We start from the raw sequence: 19,084 nt of genomic DNA, 5'->3' as shown, positions 1-19,084 counted from the left end.
ATTTATAGTAAATACCTTTCTTTTTATTAATTTTGGCGTATAATTTTAAACCTTAAATATCATGTTTGAACAATTAACCCAATTAGTACAGCAATACGGAGGTGACGCTGTGGTAAATAATAACGCTGTCCCAAATGAACATAACGAAGCCGTAATAAACGAAACAAGTAATTCTATTTTTGAAGGATTAAAAAAGATTGTTTCCGAAGGGAATACAGATCAGATTGCCGGATTATTTAATGGAAACACACCAATTGACAGCTCAAACCCTGTTGTAAAGCAAATTCAACAGCAATTAAGCGGAAGTCTTGGTCAAAAATTCGGATTGAGCAGCGCCGATTCAAGCGGAGTTGCCTCCAATTTGATTCCACAGATTTTAGGCTCTTTAGTAAATAAAGCAAAAGATCCAAACGATAGCAGTTTTCAAATTTCTGATATTATAAATTCGATTTCAGGAAATAGCGGACAAGCATCTGGAATAATGGATACTATTTCTAAATACGGAATGCAATTTGGCCTTGACCAAAACAACGATGGAAAAGTTGACGTTGCAGATGTATTAGTAGTTACCAAAAGCAAAGGAGGAATCGCTGGATTTATTGGAAAGCTGTTTGGAAGCAAGTAGTTCTTCACATCTAAAAGTTACATAGATTCAAGACAAAAAAGCTTTTAAGAAAAACTCTAAAAATGGATTACAAAATTGTAATCCATTTTTATTTTTATTAGCAAGAAGTTAAACCTTTGTTACTTTGATCCTTTACCCTCTCTGAACCTAAAAAAATTATCGTAAATTTAGGCTATGAAAAAATGCGTTTCCATATTAATTGTTCTACTAACCATTGTTGCATGTTCTACCACTTCGCAGAATATGGCCAGCACTGATACTGTATCTGCATCAAATAAAAAGGTAAACGATACTGTTAGAATTGCAAACGATTCATTAGAATATGAAGTCATTATAATCGACAACGGATTCTCAACCTGGCTTGCTTCTCGAGCCTATCCACGAAACTATTACTCATTGCAATATCTTGAAAACAAAAACTATTTGTATGTAACTGAATGGAATAATCGTGTTCTACAGCCACAACGTTATAGCCCTAGATTATACGAAATGTCTATTGACTACCGTCCAGATATTCATTATGGCTACGAAGTAAATTATTTAATTTACAATTACATGATTTATTTTCAAAATACTTACAAACAAAAGCTATGGGGTTATGTTCCATCAAGATAATATACTATATTTGTAATCATTACAAATAGCAATGAACAGATTAAAAAAACGCTGGGGAATTACCTCAAATTTACAAGCCATAATTATATTTATCGTTTTTGCCATCACTGGATCGGCATCTGCGTGGCTTTCTAAACCTTTCTGCGTTTGGCTGGGCATTACCAAAGAAGATTTTGGAGGCTGGTTTACACTCATTCGTCTTATTATTATCTTCCCTATTTACCAAGTATTACTAGTTGCAATTGGAACTATTTTTGGGCAGTTTAAATTCTTTTGGAACTTCGAAAAGAAAATGCTTAAAAATATGGGGCTAGGATTTTTATTCAAAGAATAACTTCGATTTTTACCTCATTTAATTAAAAAACCGTTCTGGTTAAGATTCACTCTTAATCTAAAAATTTTATTTAATTTCATTTTTTTTACTCCTTCCTATTTTTGAAACTGCAGATTAATCAATCCCTGCATTTACCAATCTTTACATATTTAAAAAATTAGCATAAAAAAAACATATAGCATTTTTTTTATGCTAATTTTTTATTTAATCAATATACAGAACAGGATGGTGCAGGATAGTTATATTTTAAGTAATAACAAACTTTACAATAGTTAGAAGCGTTTATTTAACTTGATAATCAAGCAATTAATATTTCTAACAAAAATTATTACTTACTAACCAAACCACTATTTGACATGCTGAAAAATTACTTTAAATTCTCCGTTATGGCGGCGATGATTTATCTCATTACACCTGTAAACAAGGTTTTCGCTCAAAATCCAATTGTAAAAATTGACTTTGACCAATCAGGAAGACCGAAAGCCGAAGTAAATGACCCCGATTACACCGCTTGGGTAATCGCTTCTGGAAACACCAGTTCTTATACCGCAAATGGAGTTACTTTTACAATTAGTCGTACCGGAATCAATGGAGACAACTTAGGAACCAATTGGTATAAAGCAGGAATTCAAGCCCCTTATTACGCTAGATTGGTCTGTGACGGACTTACAGTAAAAGGCGCAACAGCAAATTTTGGCGCTCAAATCGAACTCAAAATAAGCGGTTTAACTACAGGAGAACATACATTATTAGCTTTCTTCAACAACGTTGACAGCCCAACCACAAGTACCTTTAGCCCAATTGATATTTTTGTCGATAAAAATTTAGTGGTCGATAATTTAATTCCAACTGTAAGAGCTACTAAAACAGCTGACGCGGCCTCGACTTATTTAAGACTTCAAGCTACAGCAGGAACCGATGTAGTAATTTTAATCGCTGCAGAAACTTCAGGAACAGAAAATGTCAAAAACTTCATTTTTAATGGCTTTGAATTAAACACACCCAATATTTCTCATCAAGCCATAAACCCAGATCCGAAACAAAACAACGAACATGTAGAATTAATGTCCGGCGGAAAACTGTTGCAATGGACTGCTGGGGCAGGAGCCGTTTCGCATAATATCTATTTTGGAACGGATCTAACCGCCGTTGATAATGCAACGACAGCTTCACCAGAATTTAAAGGCAACCAAGCTTTAGCCAACAATTCTTATCAGGCAAACGGATTGTATACGGGAGCAACTTATTATTGGCGTGTCGACGAAGTTTTATCAAATGGAATTGAAAAAGGAAATGTTTGGCGTTTTCGTCCCGCGCAGCTTGCTTTTCCAGACGCTGAAGGATATGGCCGTTTTGCACGTGGAGGACGTGGAGGAAAAGTTGTTGCCGTTACCAATCTAAACGACAGCGGCCCAGGAAGTTTTCGTGAAGCTATTACAAACGATATTGGCCCGAGAACGATCGTCTTTAATACTTCTGGTGTAATTCAATTGCAATCCCGTCTGGTTTTAAGCCAGCCGTACGTAACAGTTGCTGGACAAACTGCTCCTGGAAAAGGAATCTGCATACGTTCTGCTCCTTTTGGCGTAACTGGAAACGATGCCGTTGTACAAAATCTACGCGTTAGAATCGGCGCAGGACCAACTTATGACGGAATGGGATTAACTGGTGCAGACAATAGCATTATCGACCACTGCTCTATCAGCTGGACTATTGACGAATCTTTCAGTTCTAGATCTGGAAAAAATATCACCCTTCAGAGAACACTTATTTCTGAGGCTTTAAATGCCGCAAATCATCAAAATTATCCAACAGGAACAGAACATGGATATGCTGCCACAATTGGTGGAGATATCGGAAGTTTTCATCATAATCTATTAGCACATTGTTATGGCAGAAATTGGAGTCTTGGCGGCGGATTGGACGGAAATGGCGCTTATACAGGAAAAATGGATATTACCAACAATGTCGTTTATAATTGGGGAGGAAGAACTACAGACGGAGGAACCAAAGAAGTAAACTTTGTAAATAACTATTACAAACCTGGCGCTGGTTCAAAAATATTTGTTGCTTTTAATCAGCAAAATGAAGGTGTGGGAACCGGAATGCAGCAATGTTATTTTAACGGAAATGTAATGCCTGGTTATTTCGACGAAACCAACCAGACTGCCGGAAGAAAAGCCTCAGGGAATACTGTTACTTATGACAATTTCGTTAATACACCTTTTTTCCCATCTTATGTAACGACTCAATCGGCTAAAAATGCCTATAAAATCGTTCTTTCTGATGTTGGATGTACTCAGCCAGAATTTGACGAACATGATCAAAGAATTATATCAGAGACACTAAACGGAACGTATTCTGCAGTTGGAAGCGTAACAGGCAAACCTGGATTTCCAGATAATGAAACAGATGCTGGTGGGTTCGAAAACTATCCGACTGTAGTAAGAGATGCTAATTGGGATAGCGATCAAGATGGATTGCCAAACTGGTGGGAAAATATTATAGGAACCAATGTAAACTCTGCAATTGGGGATTTTTCAGATGCAAATGCCGATCCTAATTTAGATGGCTACACTCATTTAGACGAATATTTACAATGGATGTCACTCCCACATTACGAATCTCCAGACGGAACTAAAATTGACATCAATATTCAAAAATTGTCAAGAGGATTTACAAGTGGCGTGTCTTATACAATTTTGAACGCAGTAAACGGAAATGCAACTCTAAATACAGATGTTGTTGCATTTACACCAACTTCAAACGGATTATGTTCTTTTGAATTTACCGTAACAGATTCTGAAGGTGGCACAATGAAAAGAAAAGTAAATATTATAAGCGGACAAAGCTTAACATTAGGAACAGACGACATTATTAAACAAAGTAAAAACAATGCTTTTAACGTTTGGCCAATTCCAAACAACGGATCTTTCTCTGTTTTTATTGATAATGAAGAAGCAGAAATTTTAGATCTTAAAATCTACGATATTTCTGGAAAAGAATTAGTAAAGCAAAAAATTAAAGGAGGAACACAAGAAACAATCCAATTGCATTCAAAAGGTGTTTTCTTGATTAAAGTTATAAATCCGCAGACTAAAAAAACACAACATGTAAAAAAAATAATCATTCAATAGTTAAAACTAAAGCAATTGAAAAAGACGGCCTAAAACCGTCTTTTTTTTATTTTTTCTGAAAGAAATAAGTATAAATCCAGGTCAACGTAAAAGATGGAATTACATCTGTGAAAGGCAGTATCTCTTCAAGAAAAGTCAAAACACCAGCAACCTTCCCTACTCTCCCTTTATACATCCTTGCCATAATTATTGCAGCAATGGGAGCCCAAACCACATCTGAAAACTCACCCAGAAACGGAATCGAGAAAGAAATCATACCAATTCCATCCAAAACCAGCCCAATAAGTAGTTTTGACATTCTGCTATCTTCTGCAACTTCTAAATCTTGCATAACACATTCATTTTTAAGTTAATCGAAATTAAAAATAATTCAGGAAAACACTTTTATTTCTTTATTAAATTTAATTTCTAAATTACCACATTTCTTACTTACTTTTTGTAATAGCAAATAACGCTCCAAAATCTCCATCGGTTTGAATCCAGTTTTGAGACGGCAGATATGCGCGGGATACGAATCCGTCAAGGTAAAGGGCATTTTTGCATCCTAAACTTTTAAAATAATTGGCAAAATCATAGAAATTAACTTCTTTTTTCGACAAAACAAAAACTACATTTCCATTAGGCAAAACCCCTACTCCGTTTCTAATATTTAGATTTTTTGATCCTTCTTTAAAAGCAGAATGAATTTGTCCATCAATAACCAGCATAGGGCCGGATTGTGTCGCAAACTCTATTTCCTTATTATTCCTAAACCTTTCTGTGGTACAAATTACCGCAGTCTTTTTAGCTGTAATAAAAAACACTCCATTGGGGTATAAATAAAAATTCCCTTCTGCTTTTGAAGTATCCAAAGGAAATAATACTTTTTGTTTTTCTATATAAAGTCCTTGAGGCGAATGATCTACTTTATACATTCCTGCATTCATAACAAAATCTGTTTTAAGATTCTTTTCAGCAGCCCAAAGCTTAAAATTCTCTATACTCCCAAATCGCTTTCCTTTCTCATCTTTCCAGAACAATCTTAAATATTGCTTTTTAACATCAACTTTATAAGTTAAAAATAAATTATCTGTGTCTTGTTCTGCACTAATTAAAACAACTGCAAGTGCAATTATAAATGAGAACAGAACTATTTTTACTTTCATTTTTTAAAATTAAGTTACCAAAATTAAACGCAAATTACTTCATAAAATTCTGTTACAACACATTTTTATATCGATAGATTCTTCGTTTCTTTGTAAAAACAGTTTCACTACATGATACACGCAAAAAACATACATAAATTCTACGACAAACTTGAAGTTCTAAAAGGAGTCGATTTACATATAAAAAAAGGCGAAATTGTTTCTATAGTTGGTGCTTCGGGCGCTGGTAAAACAACATTACTGCAGATTCTAGGAACACTAGACAAACCTGACCATAATCCCGATTCATCTTTAACCATTAATGGAAAAAATGTACTCGAGTTACAAAATATTAAAAACAATAGCTCAAATCAAGAAAAAGCATTCAAAATCATCACTTGGTTAGGCTCTTTTTATATTATTCTGCTTGCGGTGTTTTTAGTGCTTTTTAGAAATAAAATAGAGAATGATATTTTGGGTTATATCAATTGGGGAATATTAATTACGCCTATTGTTTTACTATTAGGGTATTACAATCGTTACTTTAAAAAGAAAAGCAGACAAGACAAAATTTTATCCGATTTTAGAAACTTAAATCTTGGTTTCATTTTTCAATTTCATCAGCTTTTACCTGAGTTTACAGCGCTAGAAAATGTATGTATTCCAGCTCATATTGCAGGCAAAAAGACCGCTGAAACCGAAGAAGAAGCAAAAAAACTGTTGAACTATCTCGGTCTTTCGCACAGAATTAACCATAAACCTAGCGAACTTTCGGGCGGAGAACAACAGCGTGTAGCAGTTGCAAGAGCTTTAATCAATAAACCAGACGTCATTTTTGCCGATGAGCCTTCTGGAAATCTGGACACCCATTCTGCCGAAAACCTGCACCAATTATTTTTTCAGCTTCGAGATGAGTTTGGGCAAACTTTTGTTATTGTAACCCACAACGAAGAATTGGCCAACATGGCCGACAGAAAATTAGTGATGGTTGACGGCCAGATTAGTAATTAAGATAATCAGGAGCTATTTCCTGCTGTCCGCTATATCTTTTCCTGGCTAAAGAAGCCAGAAAAAGGATGCCGCTCCCATCAGGGCTAGAACACTCGAACACATAAGAAGATTTCATTTTAATATGAACCAAAAAGAACTCAAAGAATTTCTAGACGAAAAAGTCATTCAATATAACAATCAGGATTTTATAGAAAGTGATCCTGTACAAATTCCGCATCTCTTTACCCAAAAAGAAGATATCGAAATTGCAGGTTTTCTTAGTGCTTCTATTGCTTGGGGAAACCGCAAAATGATTATCAAGAATTCGCATAAAATGATGGAATTAATGGGTAACACACCTTACGATTTTGTTATGTCACATTCTGACGAAGACTTGGCAAGACTGGAAACTTTTGTACATAGAACTTTCAACGGACATGATTTTGCTGGCTTCATAAAAGGCTTAAACAACATCTATAAAAACCATAACGGACTAGAAGCTGTTTTTGCTAAAAATCAGGAAAAAGACAGTTTGCAGAAAAGCATCAGCGAATTCAAAAAGATATTCTTCGAAACCGATCATTTAGCAAGAACGCAGAAACACATTTCAGATCCGTTAAACAATTCAGCTGCAAAAAGAATTAATATGTATCTGCGCTGGATGGTTCGTCAAGACGCAAAAGGTGTCGATTTAGGAATCTGGAAAAGTATTTCTCCTGCAGTTTTATCTTGTCCCCTTGACGTTCATTCTGGAAATGTAGCCCGCAAACTTGGAATCCTTTCACGAAAACAAAACGATGCCAAAGCTTTACTAGAATTAGACACCAAATTAAGAAAAATGGATGCACAAGATCCTGTAAAATACGACTTTGCCTTGTTTGGCTTGGGAGTTTTCGAAGGGTTTTAATATTGAAAATTAAATAGTTAGATCAATAAATTATCAGATGATTTTAAGAATTTGATAAACAAACCACGAATTTAACGTACATTTGCACAAAATTTAAAGCAAATGAGCACTTTCGAAAAATTTAATCTTCCAAAATCATTACAAAAAGCAGTTGACGAATTAGGATTTGTTACGCCTACTCCTATTCAAGAAAAATCTTTTTCTGTAATCATGTCTGGACGTGATATGATGGGAATTGCACAAACCGGAACCGGTAAAACATTTGCTTATTTACTTCCTCTTTTAAAGCTTTACAAATTCACTCATACCAATACGCCAAAAATTGTAATTCTAGTTCCAACTCGCGAACTAGTTGTTCAAGTGGTAGAAGAAGTAGAAAAACTGACTACATATATGTCGGTTAAAACACTAGGTATTTACGGAGGTGTAAACATCAATACACAGAAAAAGGCCGTTTATGAAGGCGTTGATATTTTAGTTGGAACGCCTGGACGTACTATGGACTTAGCATTGGATGCTGTAGTTCGTTTTGACGAAACCCAAAAACTAGTTATCGACGAGTTTGACGAAATGCTGAATTTAGGTTTCAGACCTCAGCTGACTTCTCTTTTTGCGATGATGAAAACCAAACGTCAAAATATTTTGTTCTCTGCAACGATGACAGATGAAGTTGATGATTTATTAAATGATTATTTCGATTTTCCTGAAGAAGTTACATTGGCGCCATCAGGAACTCCGCTTGAAAAAATTAAGCAGCTTACTTATAATGTTCCAAATTTCAATACTAAAGTAAATCTTTTAAAACATTTACTGGAAAACGACGAAAGTATGAGTCGTATTTTGGTTTTCGTAAATAATAAAAAGATTTCAGATATGCTTTTCAATCGTATTGATGAGCTTTTTGAAGGACAATTTGGCGTAATTCACTCTAACAAATCTCAAAACTACCGTTTGAGCACAATGGCAGAATTTCAAGAAGGAAATCTTCGCGGTTTAATTACAACCGACGTTATGGCAAGAGGTCTCGACATTTCTAATATAACGCACGTAATTAACTTTGAACTTCCAGAAGAGCCAGAATTGTACATGCACAGAATTGGTCGTACGGGTCGTGCAGATGCAACGGGAACTGCAATTAGTTTTGTTACTCCAAGAGAAGAAGAATTCAAAATTGAAACGGAACTTTTAATGGATCAGGAGCTTGAAATCGCTGACTTCCCTGAAGAAGTTGAAATCTCTGAAAAACTTATCGAAGCTGAAAAAGATAAATTACCAAGAAAGTTTTTAATGAAAAAACCAAAACTAGCAGGTGATGGCGCTTTTCATGAAAAATCTAAAAAGAACCAAAAAGTAAATCTTGGCGGCCCTTCAAAAACTAAAAAGAAAACTCACGGTTCTGTTAACAGAAATATGTTGAAGACAAGAAACGAGAAGAAAAAGAAAAAATAGTTTTTTTAGATGCTAAGCTACTAAGTCGCTAAGATTCTAAGGTTTGTTTTTTACTAAAGATAAAGGCTCAAAGATTTAAAAAATCTTTGAGCCTTTATCTTTTATCTTAATTCCTTAGAACCTTAGCACCTCAGAACCTAAAAAAAATTATATTTTCGTAAACAAAAGTCCTACTGGCGAACACAATTGGATTCTTCTTCCAGTATCTGTCAGTTTTCCCCTTGCAATATCTCTTTTAAAAATAACGATATCATTAGTATATTGATGTCCTACTAAAAGGTAATTTCCTGTTGGATCAATAGCAAAATCTCTTGGACCTTTTCCTAAAGTGCTTTGCTGTTCAACCAATTCTAAAGCTCCTGTCTTAAGAATTTTGTAAACTGAAATTGCATTGGCATCCACACGATCTGTAAGATATAAAAAGTTTCCGTCTGGCGAAAGTTTAATTGCCGCTGCTCCTGTTCCTCCTTTAAAATCTTTTGGAAGAATACTTGTTTCGGCAACTACTTTCAAACTTCCTGTTTTATCCCAGCTTAATGTTGTCAAAGTTCCATCCAATTCTTGAACCAAATACACAAATTTTCCATCTTTACTGAAAGTCAAATGTCTTGGACCGCTTCCTGGTTTTACATCAACACTGCCTTTTAATGTCAAGATTTCGTTTTTAGCTGCTGGATTATATTTATAAATAAATACTTTATCTAAACCTAAATCATTCGAAAGCACAAACTTTTTATCTGGAGAAAAAACAACCATATGCACATGCGCTTTTTCTTGACGCGCTGCGTTCGGGCCTTTTCCTTCGTGCTGAATTAACTGTTGCACTTCTGTAATGCTTCCGTCTGCATTTTTCTTAAAAACTGCAATACTACCGCCAGAATAATTGGCTGCAATTACATGCTTATCATCATTTATCAAATGGCACGGATCTGCTCCTAAAGCATCATTTTTATTCAACAGATTGGTCTTTCCAGATGCCGAATTATATGAAAATGAACTTACTGTACTTTGTGTTCCATTTTCGTTTACTGCGTAAACAAACTTATTGTCTGCAGAGACAGATAAATAACTTGGACTTACCACATTCTCAGAAGAACTTTTTAGTTTGTACTCTCCCGTAGAAGCGTCAAATTCATAAACATAAATGCCATTGCTTTGACAGGTGTTGGTGTAAGTTCCGACTAATAAATTGAACTTATTTTGAGCTTTAGCAGCGGTTATGGATAAAGCTGAAAACAAGATTAAATATATTTTTTTCATAATTTGTTTTTTTTGAATTAGCTAAAATAAACAATATATCTATTTGAAACAGTCTCTTTTTTACAAGAAATTACAAAAGTTACATTTTTTATCACGCATATAAGATATATAAGCTTTCATCTTTAGACTTTAGCAATAATCTCTTAAATGAACTTATATGGTTTAATAATTTTTAATTCGTATTTTTGACCAGCATCTTCGCGAAAAACAAAACGTAGTGAAGTAAATCGAAGCCAGAATGCATTTTAAACATCCCGAAATTCTATACTTTCTGTTTTTATTGATTGTTCCAATTTTGGTTCACTTATTTCAATTAAGACGATTTAAGACTTCTTATTTCACCAATGTTCGATTCTTAAAAGAACTTGCTATTCAGACTCGAAAGAGTTCTAAAATCAAAAAACGTCTTTTATTAGCAACACGTTTATTATTGCTTTTTTGCGCAATTATTGCGTTTGCACAGCCTTTTTTTGAAGCTGCCGACAGCAAAAATGCTTCAAACGAAATGTATATCGTTTTAGATAATTCGTTTAGCATGCAGGCTAAAGGTAAAAAGGGCGAATTATTAAAAAGAGCCGTTCAAGAATTACTTGAAAACACTCCAGAAAACACTCAATTTTCGCTTTTAACAAACACCGAAAACTTTTGGAATACTGATATAAAATCATCTAAAAGCGCTTTACAAAATCTAAAATACAGCGCAACTTCTTTTGATCTTTCAGCAATTACAGCTAAAATTAAAGCACATAAATCGGCGCATAAAAAAGATATTGTGATTATCACGGATGCCGTTGGTTTAAAAGAAAATGATATTGCAACTATTGATTTTGAAGAAAAACCATATTTCATAGTTCCAGAGGTAGAACAGAAAAATAATGTTTCCATTGACAGTGTTTACATTAATCAGACTTTAGAAAACTTTTACGAAATTGGCATTAATTTATCAGCTTATGGTGAAGATTTCAAACCTATTTCTACTGCCTTATATAATCAAAATAAACTGATTGCCAAAACGATTATCAATTTTGACACAAAGAAAAAGAAAATCAATTTCACCATTCCAAAAGAAGCTTTTCATGGATATGTTGCAATCGAAGACAACGGTTTAACTTATGACAACAAATTGTTTTTCAGCATTTCTAAAAACAAAAAAACAAACGTTATCAGCATTGGAGAACCTGAAAAAAGCAATTTCTTATCAAGAATTTACACTTCAGCAGAGTTCAACTACAACAATTATCCCATTGGCTCTTTAGATTACAATAGTTTAGAAAAACAAAATACGATTATTCTAAACGAATTAATTGATATTCCGCAGGCATTGCAAACGACTTTAAAAGCTTTTGTTTCTAAAGGCGGAAATTTGGTTGTAATTCCGTCTGAGAAAACTTCTCTTTCGAGCTTAAATGCATTATTGGGGAATTTTGGAAAAATTCAATTCGGAAACTTAGAAACCAACAGAAAATTAATCACTAAAATTAATTTCGACCATCCTTTATTTTCAGGCGTTTTTGAAAACAAAATAACCAATTTCCAATATCCAAAGGTAAATAGTTCGTTTGCCGTTTCGAGTTCTTATCCTGCTGTACTTTCATTTGAAGACCAAACTGCTTTTGTTACTGCTGTTCAAAATCAGGTTTCTGGAATAACGGTTTTTACAGCACCAATAAATAGTACAAATTCAAATTTTCAGCAATCACCTTTAATTGTTCCGTTATTTTATAAAATCGCTCAGAACAATCAGAAAACGGGTGTAAATGCTTTGACTATTGGCAACAATCAGCCTTACTTTGTGGATGTTTTATTAACTAAAGATGCCATTTTGGAAGTTAAAGGAACAGACGATTCGTTTATTCCGATTCAGCAGATTTTAAACAATAAAGTCAAATTAACATTCAACGATTTTCCAGAAACCGCGGGAAATTATAGTGTTTTTGATAAAAAAGAATGGGTTGAAAATATCAGTTTTAATTACAAAAGAACCGAAAGCGATTTGAGTCAGGTAAACACGAATGTAGTTTCTGATTTCAAAACTGCCGATACCATTTCAACCATTTTCAATACGTTACAAACAGAACGAACAGACAGCCAAATTTGGAAATGGTTTGTTATCTTTGCACTGTTATTTTTAGCATTAGAAATGGCAATTATAAAATTTGTAAAATAGAATTCGCGTTTGTTTAAAAGGCATTTTACTTTTTACAAAAATCATTTTACGACAAAAAAATATCTACATATGAAACTAATCATCAAAAGCGCCAAAATTATCGAGTCAAAAAGTCCGTTTCACAATCAGACCGTTGATCTTTTAATTGCAGATGGTGTAATAGAAAAAATAGGCGTTTCTCTTCCAAATGACGATGCAGAAGTAGTACGATTTGATGATCTTCATGTTTCTCAAGGCTGGTTTGACAGCAGTGTTTCGCTGGGCGAGCCGGGTTACGAGGACAGAGAAACTATAGCAAACGGATTGAATGTTGCCGCAAAAAGCGGATTCACTGCAATTGCATTACAACCCAATTCTTTACCCATTATTGACAATCAATCTCAGGTAAATTTTGTAAAAAATAAAGCAAATGGTTTTGCGACAGAAATTTTCCCAATCGGCGCTTTAACTAAAGCCAGCGAAGGAAAAGATATGGCAGAACTTTTTGACATGAAAAATGCTGGAGCGATTGCTTTTGGAGATTACAACAAAAGCATTGACAATGCTAATATCCTGAAAATTGCTTTACAATATGTTCAAGATTTCGACGGGTTGGTAATCTCTTACTCGCAAGATCCGAACATTAAAGGAAATGGTGTAGCAAACGAAGGAATTGTTTCGACAAGATTAGGTTTAAAAGGAATCCCTAATCTGGCAGAAGAACTGCAAATTTCAAGAAATCTATTTTTGTTAGAATATACGGGCGGAAAACTTCACATTCCAACTATTTCTACAGCAAAATCGGTTGAATTGATTAGAGAAGCTAAAGCTAAAGGTCTAAACGTAACTTGCAGTGCCTCTGTTCATCATTTGGTTTTAACGGATGAAAAACTGGACGGATTTGATACTCGTTTTAAAGTTACACCTCCATTACGCACAGAAGTCGACAGACAAGCTTTATTAAACGGAATTGCCGATCACACCATAGATACAATAACTTCAGACCATAATCCGATTGATATTGAATTCAAAAAAATGGAATTTGATACAGCCAAAAATGGAACTATAGGTTTAGAAAGCGCTTTTGGCGCCCTATTGACAGTTTTACCAGTAGAAACAATTGTAGCAAAATTAACTGCCGCAAGAAGCATTTTTGGTTTGGAAAACAATACAATCGAAGAAGGTGCAAAAGCCAATATTACCTTGTTTACAACAGAAGGAAAATCAACTTTTACGAAAGAAAACATTCTTTCAAAATCTAAAAATTCTGCTTTTTTGGGAACTGAACTTAAAGGTTCTGTGTACGGAATTTTAAATCAAAATAAACTAGTTACAAAATAATACAAATGAATAATTCAGTCGAAGAAGGAAAACCAATCGCTATTACGAGTTACATTCTAATCATTGGTGTTTTAATCGCCATGAGCATGAATTCTGAAAATAAAAATAGTTTTGCTTCTTTTCATATCCGTCAAGCTTTAGGTTTATCTTTAACCTTTATTTCTTTAGGAGCAATCATCAGTAATTTCGATAGTTTTTTTATCACTTTCCCAATGTGGATTTGCATTTCAATTCTATGGACTTTTGGAATTTTTAACGCTATTCAAGGACAAATGAGACCCATTCCGTTAGTGGGGGAATTGTTTCAGAAATGGTTTAAGAAAATTGGTTAATGTTTTAAATTTCAATTAAAAAAATCCAAATTCCAAATTCGAAAAAATTCACAATTCAAAACCAACAATTTACAATTAAAAATGAATCTATCTTTAGAATATAAAATAAGAGAACCAAAAGTAATTTTAGATAAAAATCCGTTATTGCTTTTATTGCACGGATACGGAAGTAACGAAGCCGATTTATTCTCTTTTGCTTCTGAACTTCCTGATAACTACTATATTATTTCTGCCAGAGCGCCTTACGATTTACAATATGGCGCTTACGCTTGGTACGCGATTAACTTCGACGCCGATCAAAATAAATTTTCTGATAATGAGCAAGCTAAAACTTCAAGAGATGTAATTGCTTCTTTTATAGACGAATTAGTTGCCAATTATCCTATCGACGCTAATAATGTTACTCTAATCGGATTCAGCCAAGGATCTATTTTGAGTTATGCTACAGCACTTTCTTATCCAGAAAAAATTCAGAGAGTAGTTGCCATGAGCGGTTATTTTAATGAAGAAATTATCAAAGAGGGTTTTGAAAACAACGACTTTAAAAACCTAAAAATATTCGCCTCACACGGAACTGTAGATCAAGTCATTCCAATTGAGTGGGCTAGAAAAACACCCGCAATTTTAGAAAAACTAAATATTCCTGTTGTTTACAAAGAATATCCTGTTGGACATGGAGTGGCTCCGCAGAATTTCTTTGATTTTAAGAATTGGTTAGAAAATTAAATTTTCAGGCGCAGTTCAGCCTAACTAAATCATTTATAAAATGAACACAAAACTTGATAATCCAGCATTAATTTTAATTGATATCCAAAAAGGTTTTCAAGATGTTGCTTACTGGGGCGGCGACCGAAATAATATTGACGCAGAAAAAAAAGCGGGTGAACTTTTGGAAATATGGAGAAGTAAAAAACTTCCTATTTTTCATGTTCAGCATTGTTCTTCAAATCCAAATTCGATTTTAAATGAAAGAAATCCTGGAAATCAATTTCAAGATATAGTAAAACCTCTTGAATACGAAACAGTAATCAAGAAGAATGTCAATAGTGCTTTTATAGGAACGAACTTAAAAGAACTAATTGACAATGCTAATATCACGAATCTAGTTATTGTAGGTTTAACTACAGATCACTGTGTTTCTACAACAACTAGAATGGCCGGTAATTTTGGCTATACAGTTTATTTAGTTTCTGACGCAACCGCAACTTTCAATAAAAAAAGTCTAAACGGAGAAGAATTCTCTGCTGAGCTAATTCACCAAACTACTTTAGCAAGTTTAAATGAAGAATTTGCTCAGGTCGTAAATTCTGAGTTTATTAAAGAGATTCTTTAAATTAGAATAAAATATAAAAGTGATATGTATTAAATGTTCAAGCATTTTACATATCACTTTCTATTTTTACTGTCCGGTGTAAAGAATATCTTTTCCTTTCTTCAACACATATCCTTTCCAAGGAATTAACTGCCAATCGCCTTTAATCCAAGAATCACCTTCAGATTTTCTTTCTAAAATGATAGATTCTTTTTGAGTGTCTAAAAAAAGTTCCGCTTTATTTCCATCAAAAATTACGTAAGAAGCAGTTGTATACGTTTTTCCGTCTTCAGCATGATCCAATCTTGTGCTATTTTCAAAAATCCTAATACATTCTTTTTTAAGTGCTGACCAAGTATATCCCGCCGAACCTTTACAGCCATGCGAGTCCGAGTCTCCTCCAACCACCGCTTCTTTCTGGGGTTCTTGTGGAGTTTTACTTATATTTTCCTGTGAAACTTTTTTCCCGCAAGAGATTGCACTTGCCACAACCAAAAACAAAAACATCTTTTTCATAATCCTAGATTTTTAAGGTCAAAAAAATAGGATTATAAAATCCTATTTTTGATATAACCAAGTTTGATTTACTTCAAAGGTAATGTTATCATCGTTATCAACAAAGTATTTTAACAAGACTTCTCCCCATAATTCTCCATTGCTGTAATCTGCAATAATCCAACGGTGATTTAAAATTTTTACTTTATTGATGATAAATTTGTTTGGACCAATCTGATCTTGACCTGTATACGGATTTCCTTTTGGATTTGCGTTGAAATCTAATAACTTTTCGGTCACAACTGGAATTAGTTTTTCGTACAAAATCACTTTTCCGCCAGAAGCACTGTTATCAAAATAATTCTGCGCATTTTCGTTGTGCTCTAACGAAAAATAATCAGCCTCTGCCAGTTTATTTTTCATAAGACTAATGCTGTCTCTTAATTTCTTAGTTGTTTTATCATATCGCTCCTGTCCAAATTTCACTTCTCCGCTATAAAATGAATAGGTGAAGACATTCATTAAAATGGCAAGAATAAAAAGATAAAGCATTAAGGATTTTTTCATTGTGTGGTATAATTAAATTGTAATTTCTAAATTATCGTAAGCCAAGAAAACATTTTCAGGAAGGCTTTGCTGCACTTCTTCATGAAACCCTAAAACATGGCTGATATGCGTTAAATACGCTTTTTCGGGCTTAACAAGATTAATAAAATCAAGTGCTTCTTGCAGATTGAAATGAGTATTGTGCGGTTCTACACGCAAAGCATTTACAACCAGAACTTTTAGCCCTTTTAGTTTTTCAATTTCATCTTGTTCGATGGTTTTTACATCTGTCAGATAAGCAAAATCATCTATTCTATATCCAAAAACCTGCAAATCACCGTGCATAGCATTTATAGGAATTGCCATTTTATCTCCAACTGCAAAAGGCGCATTGTTTTGCACTTCGATAGTTTTTACGCTTGGAGCTCCCGGATATTTATTCACAGTTTCAAAAACATAATCAAAACGGCGTCTTAAATTATCCAGAACACGCTTATGGCCATAAATAGGAATTTCTCCCTGCCTGAAATTAAACGGACGAATATCATCTAAACCAGCAGTATGATCTGCATGTTCGTGAGTAAAGAGAATGGCATCCAATTTTTGGCATCCGCAAGAAAGCATTTGCTGCCTGAAATCGGGACCACAATCTACTACATACGAATGCTCGCCCCATGTTATCCAAATGGACACACGAAGCCTTTTATCCTTAGCATCAGTGCTTTTGCAAACTGGATGATCGATTCCGATAATTGGAATACCTTGAGAAGTACCTGTACCTAAAAAATAAACCTTCAATTGAACTTAATTTTTTTACAAAAATAGGATTATTTCTCTTTCATTAGAAGCCTAATTTACTAACTTTGTAACAAATCTATTTAAAACAAAATGGGTACAGAAATAAAACTCAAGGGTGACAAGGTCATCGAACAGATTCCTTCTATAAAAGACAAAGCGTTACGCATTAATTTAAACGAAAATATTTACGGAACATTTGCTGAGATTGGTGCTGGACAAGAGACAGTTAGACACTTTTTCAGATCAGGAGGTTCGTCGGGAACTATTGCAAAAGCGATGTCTGCCTATGATAAAGATTTTAGTGATGCCATTTATGGGACTGAGAGCGACGGAAGATATGTTACTGAAGAGCGATTGAAAAAAATGCTTACACATGAAGGGCAAATCATCGAAGAGCGTTTAAGTCGTGAAAAACACCCTACAAAACTTTTTTTTAGCTACGCTAACACTGTTGCCACAATAGATTTTGCCAAACAATTTAAAGGTCACGGCTGGGTCGGAATTAGATACCAAATTGAACCAGACGAAGCGTATAACGAAATTATCTTACATATTCGTTTTAAAGAAACTGACGCTAGATTACAACAAGAAACGCTTGGAATTTTAGGAGTTAACTTAATTTACGGAGCTTTTTACAAATACAACGATCCAAAACGATTACTTCGTTACCTATACGATCACTTAGATAAAGATCAATTAGAGATCGACACCATTAACTTTTCTGGACCTCGTTTTGCCGATGTAGACAATCGATTAATAAGTTTGCAATTGGTTAAAAACGGAATGACAGATGCCGTAATGTTTAATCCTGAAGGAAAAAACATTTTGCCGGCAGCTATCTTATACAAAAAGAACCTTTTAGCTTTAAGAGGAAGTTTCCGTCCTGTTACTAAAGTAAATATGGACATGTATGAGAAATCATTAGAAATGTTTCTCAAAGAAAATAAGGTTGAAAAAAACAACACTCTGGTAGTTTTTGAAATCACTCTTTCAAATTTACGTTCTGACGGTGAGATTGATGAGCGCGACTTTATGGACAGAGCCGAATTACTTTGTTCTCTTGGCCAAACGGTTATGATCTCGAATTTCCAAGAGTATTATAAAGTTGTAGAATACTTCGCAAATTACACCAAAGCTCGCATGGGATTAGCAATGGGTGTAAACAACCTAGTTGATATTTTTGACGAGAAGTATTATCGTCATTTAAGTGGTGGAATCTTAGAAGCTTTCGGTAAATTATTTTATCGTGATATGAAAGTATTCTTATATCCTATGTTAGATGAAGATGGCTCATTAATGAATTCGAACAACTTGAAAGTTCATCCTAGAATGAAAGAGTTGTATAAATTCTTTAAATTCAACGGAAAAGTGGTTGATATTGAAGATTACGATCCAAATATCTTGGATGTTTTCTCTAGAGAAATCCTAAAAATGATCAATCAAGGAAAACCTGGATGGGAACCAATGCTTCCTCCTGGAATTCCTGAAATTATAAAAGAACATCACCTTTTTGGATATCATCCACAGAAAGAATTAGAACAAAATACGTAAAAAAAAGTCCCTTTATTGGGACTTTTTTTTGTTTCAGGTTTTCTTTTTTTCATGTTTCATGTTTCAAGTTTCATGTTTCAAGTTGTTTTACATGACGTTTATTTTAGTCGCAAAGCACGCTA

General features: G+C 34.1%; 18 protein-coding genes and 2 pseudogenes. 14 read left to right on the top strand and 6 right to left on the bottom strand.

From position 1 onward, the window contains the following. Positions 1–61 precede the first annotated feature (61 nt). The 4 genes from M0M44_RS13745 (at position 62) to M0M44_RS13730 (ending at position 4,711) form a co-directional block, all read left to right on the top strand. On the top strand, positions 62–625 hold the full coding sequence (locus tag M0M44_RS13745) for a DUF937 domain-containing protein (RefSeq protein WP_248726160.1): 564 nt from the start codon (positions 62–64) through the stop codon (positions 623–625). Between the two features lie 174 nt (positions 626–799). Continuing rightward, positions 800–1,240, top strand: coding sequence for a DUF6146 family protein (locus tag M0M44_RS13740; protein WP_248726159.1), 441 nt, complete (start codon positions 800–802; stop codon positions 1,238–1,240). Between the two features lie 31 nt (positions 1,241–1,271). After that, positions 1,272–1,574, top strand: a complete 303-nt coding sequence (locus M0M44_RS13735; protein WP_248726158.1) for a DUF6787 family protein — start codon at positions 1,272–1,274, stop codon at positions 1,572–1,574. Between the two features lie 356 nt (positions 1,575–1,930). Further along, on the top strand, positions 1,931–4,711 hold the full coding sequence (locus M0M44_RS13730) for a T9SS type A sorting domain-containing protein (protein ID WP_248726157.1): 2,781 nt from the start codon (positions 1,931–1,933) through the stop codon (positions 4,709–4,711). A 46-nt stretch (positions 4,712–4,757) separates the two neighbouring features. Here M0M44_RS13730 and M0M44_RS13725 read toward each other — a convergent pair whose 3' ends face one another. Both M0M44_RS13725 and M0M44_RS13720 read right to left on the bottom strand, forming a co-directional pair. Next, complete coding sequence (locus M0M44_RS13725) at positions 4,758–5,042, bottom strand: hypothetical protein (protein ID WP_095931743.1); 285 nt, start codon at positions 5,040–5,042, stop codon at positions 4,758–4,760. 94 nt (positions 5,043–5,136) lie between these two features. After that, complete coding sequence (locus tag M0M44_RS13720) at positions 5,137–5,856, bottom strand: phosphodiester glycosidase family protein (protein ID WP_248726156.1); 720 nt, start codon at positions 5,854–5,856, stop codon at positions 5,137–5,139. A gap of 111 nt (positions 5,857–5,967) precedes the next feature. Here M0M44_RS13720 and M0M44_RS23840 point away from each other — a divergent pair. The 4 genes and pseudogenes from M0M44_RS23840 to M0M44_RS13705 all read left to right on the top strand — a co-directional run. Next, positions 5,968–6,180, top strand: a pseudogene (locus M0M44_RS23840) (ATP-binding cassette domain-containing protein); the annotation flags it as partial. Positions 6,181–6,396: 216 nt separating this feature from the next. After that, a pseudogene (locus M0M44_RS23835) lies at positions 6,397–6,846 on the top strand (ABC transporter ATP-binding protein); the annotation flags it as partial. Positions 6,847–6,967: 121 nt separating this feature from the next. Then, the gene (locus M0M44_RS13710) at positions 6,968–7,732 is read left to right on the top strand and encodes a TIGR02757 family protein (RefSeq protein ID WP_248726154.1); all 765 of its coding nucleotides are present in this window, start codon (positions 6,968–6,970) and stop codon (positions 7,730–7,732) included. Positions 7,733–7,834: 102 nt separating this feature from the next. Then, positions 7,835–9,181, top strand: coding sequence for a DEAD/DEAH box helicase (locus M0M44_RS13705; RefSeq protein ID WP_248726153.1), 1,347 nt, complete (start codon positions 7,835–7,837; stop codon positions 9,179–9,181). Between the two features lie 147 nt (positions 9,182–9,328). Here the strand turns inward: M0M44_RS13705 and M0M44_RS13700 are convergent, their stop codons facing one another. Further along, positions 9,329–10,441, bottom strand: coding sequence for a lactonase family protein (locus M0M44_RS13700; protein ID WP_248726152.1), 1,113 nt, complete (start codon positions 10,439–10,441; stop codon positions 9,329–9,331). Positions 10,442–10,679: 238 nt separating this feature from the next. Between M0M44_RS13700 and M0M44_RS13695 the strand changes: the two genes are divergently transcribed. The 5 genes from M0M44_RS13695 (at position 10,680) to M0M44_RS13675 (ending at position 15,593) form a co-directional block, all read left to right on the top strand. Further along, entirely contained in the window at positions 10,680–12,608 is a 1,929-nt protein-coding gene (locus M0M44_RS13695) for a vWA domain-containing protein (RefSeq protein WP_248726151.1), read from the top strand. Between the two features lie 69 nt (positions 12,609–12,677). Next, positions 12,678–13,928: a dihydroorotase gene (locus M0M44_RS13690; protein WP_248726150.1), complete on the top strand. Its 1,251-nt coding sequence runs from the start codon at positions 12,678–12,680 to the stop codon at positions 13,926–13,928. A 5-nt stretch (positions 13,929–13,933) separates the two neighbouring features. Beyond that, positions 13,934–14,260, top strand: coding sequence for a hypothetical protein (locus tag M0M44_RS13685; RefSeq protein WP_111286666.1), 327 nt, complete (start codon positions 13,934–13,936; stop codon positions 14,258–14,260). An 81-nt stretch (positions 14,261–14,341) separates the two neighbouring features. Continuing rightward, positions 14,342–14,986, top strand: a complete 645-nt coding sequence (locus M0M44_RS13680) for an alpha/beta hydrolase (RefSeq protein WP_248726149.1) — start codon at positions 14,342–14,344, stop codon at positions 14,984–14,986. Between the two features lie 40 nt (positions 14,987–15,026). Next, positions 15,027–15,593, top strand: coding sequence for a cysteine hydrolase family protein (locus M0M44_RS13675; RefSeq protein WP_248726148.1), 567 nt, complete (start codon positions 15,027–15,029; stop codon positions 15,591–15,593). A 66-nt stretch (positions 15,594–15,659) separates the two neighbouring features. Here M0M44_RS13675 and M0M44_RS13670 read toward each other — a convergent pair whose 3' ends face one another. The 3 genes from M0M44_RS13670 to M0M44_RS13660 are packed head-to-tail and all read right to left on the bottom strand — an operon-like array spanning position 15,660 to position 17,411. Next, on the bottom strand, positions 15,660–16,088 hold the full coding sequence (locus M0M44_RS13670) for a hypothetical protein (RefSeq protein ID WP_248726147.1): 429 nt from the start codon (positions 16,086–16,088) through the stop codon (positions 15,660–15,662). 42 nt (positions 16,089–16,130) lie between these two features. Continuing rightward, the gene (locus M0M44_RS13665; protein ID WP_129748379.1) at positions 16,131–16,634 is read right to left on the bottom strand and encodes a hypothetical protein; all 504 of its coding nucleotides are present in this window, start codon (positions 16,632–16,634) and stop codon (positions 16,131–16,133) included. A 12-nt stretch (positions 16,635–16,646) separates the two neighbouring features. After that, complete coding sequence (locus M0M44_RS13660) at positions 16,647–17,411, bottom strand: MBL fold metallo-hydrolase (protein WP_248726146.1); 765 nt, start codon at positions 17,409–17,411, stop codon at positions 16,647–16,649. A 90-nt stretch (positions 17,412–17,501) separates the two neighbouring features. Here M0M44_RS13660 and M0M44_RS13655 point away from each other — a divergent pair, with 90 nt between their 5' ends. After that, entirely contained in the window at positions 17,502–18,962 is a 1,461-nt protein-coding gene (locus tag M0M44_RS13655) for a TonB-dependent receptor (protein ID WP_248726145.1), read from the top strand. The last annotated feature ends 122 nt before the right edge of the window (positions 18,963–19,084 follow it).

This window comes from Flavobacterium humidisoli (assembly GCF_023272795.1).
GTDB classification, from domain to species: domain Bacteria; phylum Bacteroidota; class Bacteroidia; order Flavobacteriales; family Flavobacteriaceae; genus Flavobacterium; species Flavobacterium humidisoli.
The sequence above is the reverse complement of the archived record's forward strand: the minus strand, read 5'-3'. Positions and strand labels throughout refer to the sequence as shown.

What these genes read in the sequence shown, in the direction of transcription:
- M0M44_RS13745 (WP_248726160.1), top strand. Translation starts at nt 62, where the DNA reads ATGTTTGAACAATTAACCCAATTAGTACAGCAATACGGAGGTGACGCT.
- M0M44_RS13740 (WP_248726159.1), top strand. Translation starts at nt 800, where the DNA reads ATGAAAAAATGCGTTTCCATATTAATTGTTCTACTAACCATTGTTGCA.
- M0M44_RS13735 (WP_248726158.1), top strand. Translation starts at nt 1,272, where the DNA reads ATGAACAGATTAAAAAAACGCTGGGGAATTACCTCAAATTTACAAGCC.
- M0M44_RS13730 (WP_248726157.1), top strand. Translation starts at nt 1,931, where the DNA reads ATGCTGAAAAATTACTTTAAATTCTCCGTTATGGCGGCGATGATTTAT.
- M0M44_RS13725 (WP_095931743.1), bottom strand. Translation starts at nt 5,042, where the DNA reads ATGCAAGATTTAGAAGTTGCAGAAGATAGCAGAATGTCAAAACTACTT.
- M0M44_RS13720 (WP_248726156.1), bottom strand. Translation starts at nt 5,856, where the DNA reads ATGAAAGTAAAAATAGTTCTGTTCTCATTTATAATTGCACTTGCAGTT.
- M0M44_RS13710 (WP_248726154.1), top strand. Translation starts at nt 6,968, where the DNA reads ATGAACCAAAAAGAACTCAAAGAATTTCTAGACGAAAAAGTCATTCAA.
- M0M44_RS13705 (WP_248726153.1), top strand. Translation starts at nt 7,835, where the DNA reads ATGAGCACTTTCGAAAAATTTAATCTTCCAAAATCATTACAAAAAGCA.
- M0M44_RS13700 (WP_248726152.1), bottom strand. Translation starts at nt 10,441, where the DNA reads ATGAAAAAAATATATTTAATCTTGTTTTCAGCTTTATCCATAACCGCT.
- M0M44_RS13695 (WP_248726151.1), top strand. Translation starts at nt 10,680, where the DNA reads ATGCATTTTAAACATCCCGAAATTCTATACTTTCTGTTTTTATTGATT.
- M0M44_RS13690 (WP_248726150.1), top strand. Translation starts at nt 12,678, where the DNA reads ATGAAACTAATCATCAAAAGCGCCAAAATTATCGAGTCAAAAAGTCCG.
- M0M44_RS13685 (WP_111286666.1), top strand. Translation starts at nt 13,934, where the DNA reads ATGAATAATTCAGTCGAAGAAGGAAAACCAATCGCTATTACGAGTTAC.
- M0M44_RS13680 (WP_248726149.1), top strand. Translation starts at nt 14,342, where the DNA reads ATGAATCTATCTTTAGAATATAAAATAAGAGAACCAAAAGTAATTTTA.
- M0M44_RS13675 (WP_248726148.1), top strand. Translation starts at nt 15,027, where the DNA reads ATGAACACAAAACTTGATAATCCAGCATTAATTTTAATTGATATCCAA.
- M0M44_RS13670 (WP_248726147.1), bottom strand. Translation starts at nt 16,088, where the DNA reads ATGAAAAAGATGTTTTTGTTTTTGGTTGTGGCAAGTGCAATCTCTTGC.
- M0M44_RS13665 (WP_129748379.1), bottom strand. Translation starts at nt 16,634, where the DNA reads ATGAAAAAATCCTTAATGCTTTATCTTTTTATTCTTGCCATTTTAATG.
- M0M44_RS13655 (WP_248726145.1), top strand. Translation starts at nt 17,502, where the DNA reads ATGGGTACAGAAATAAAACTCAAGGGTGACAAGGTCATCGAACAGATT.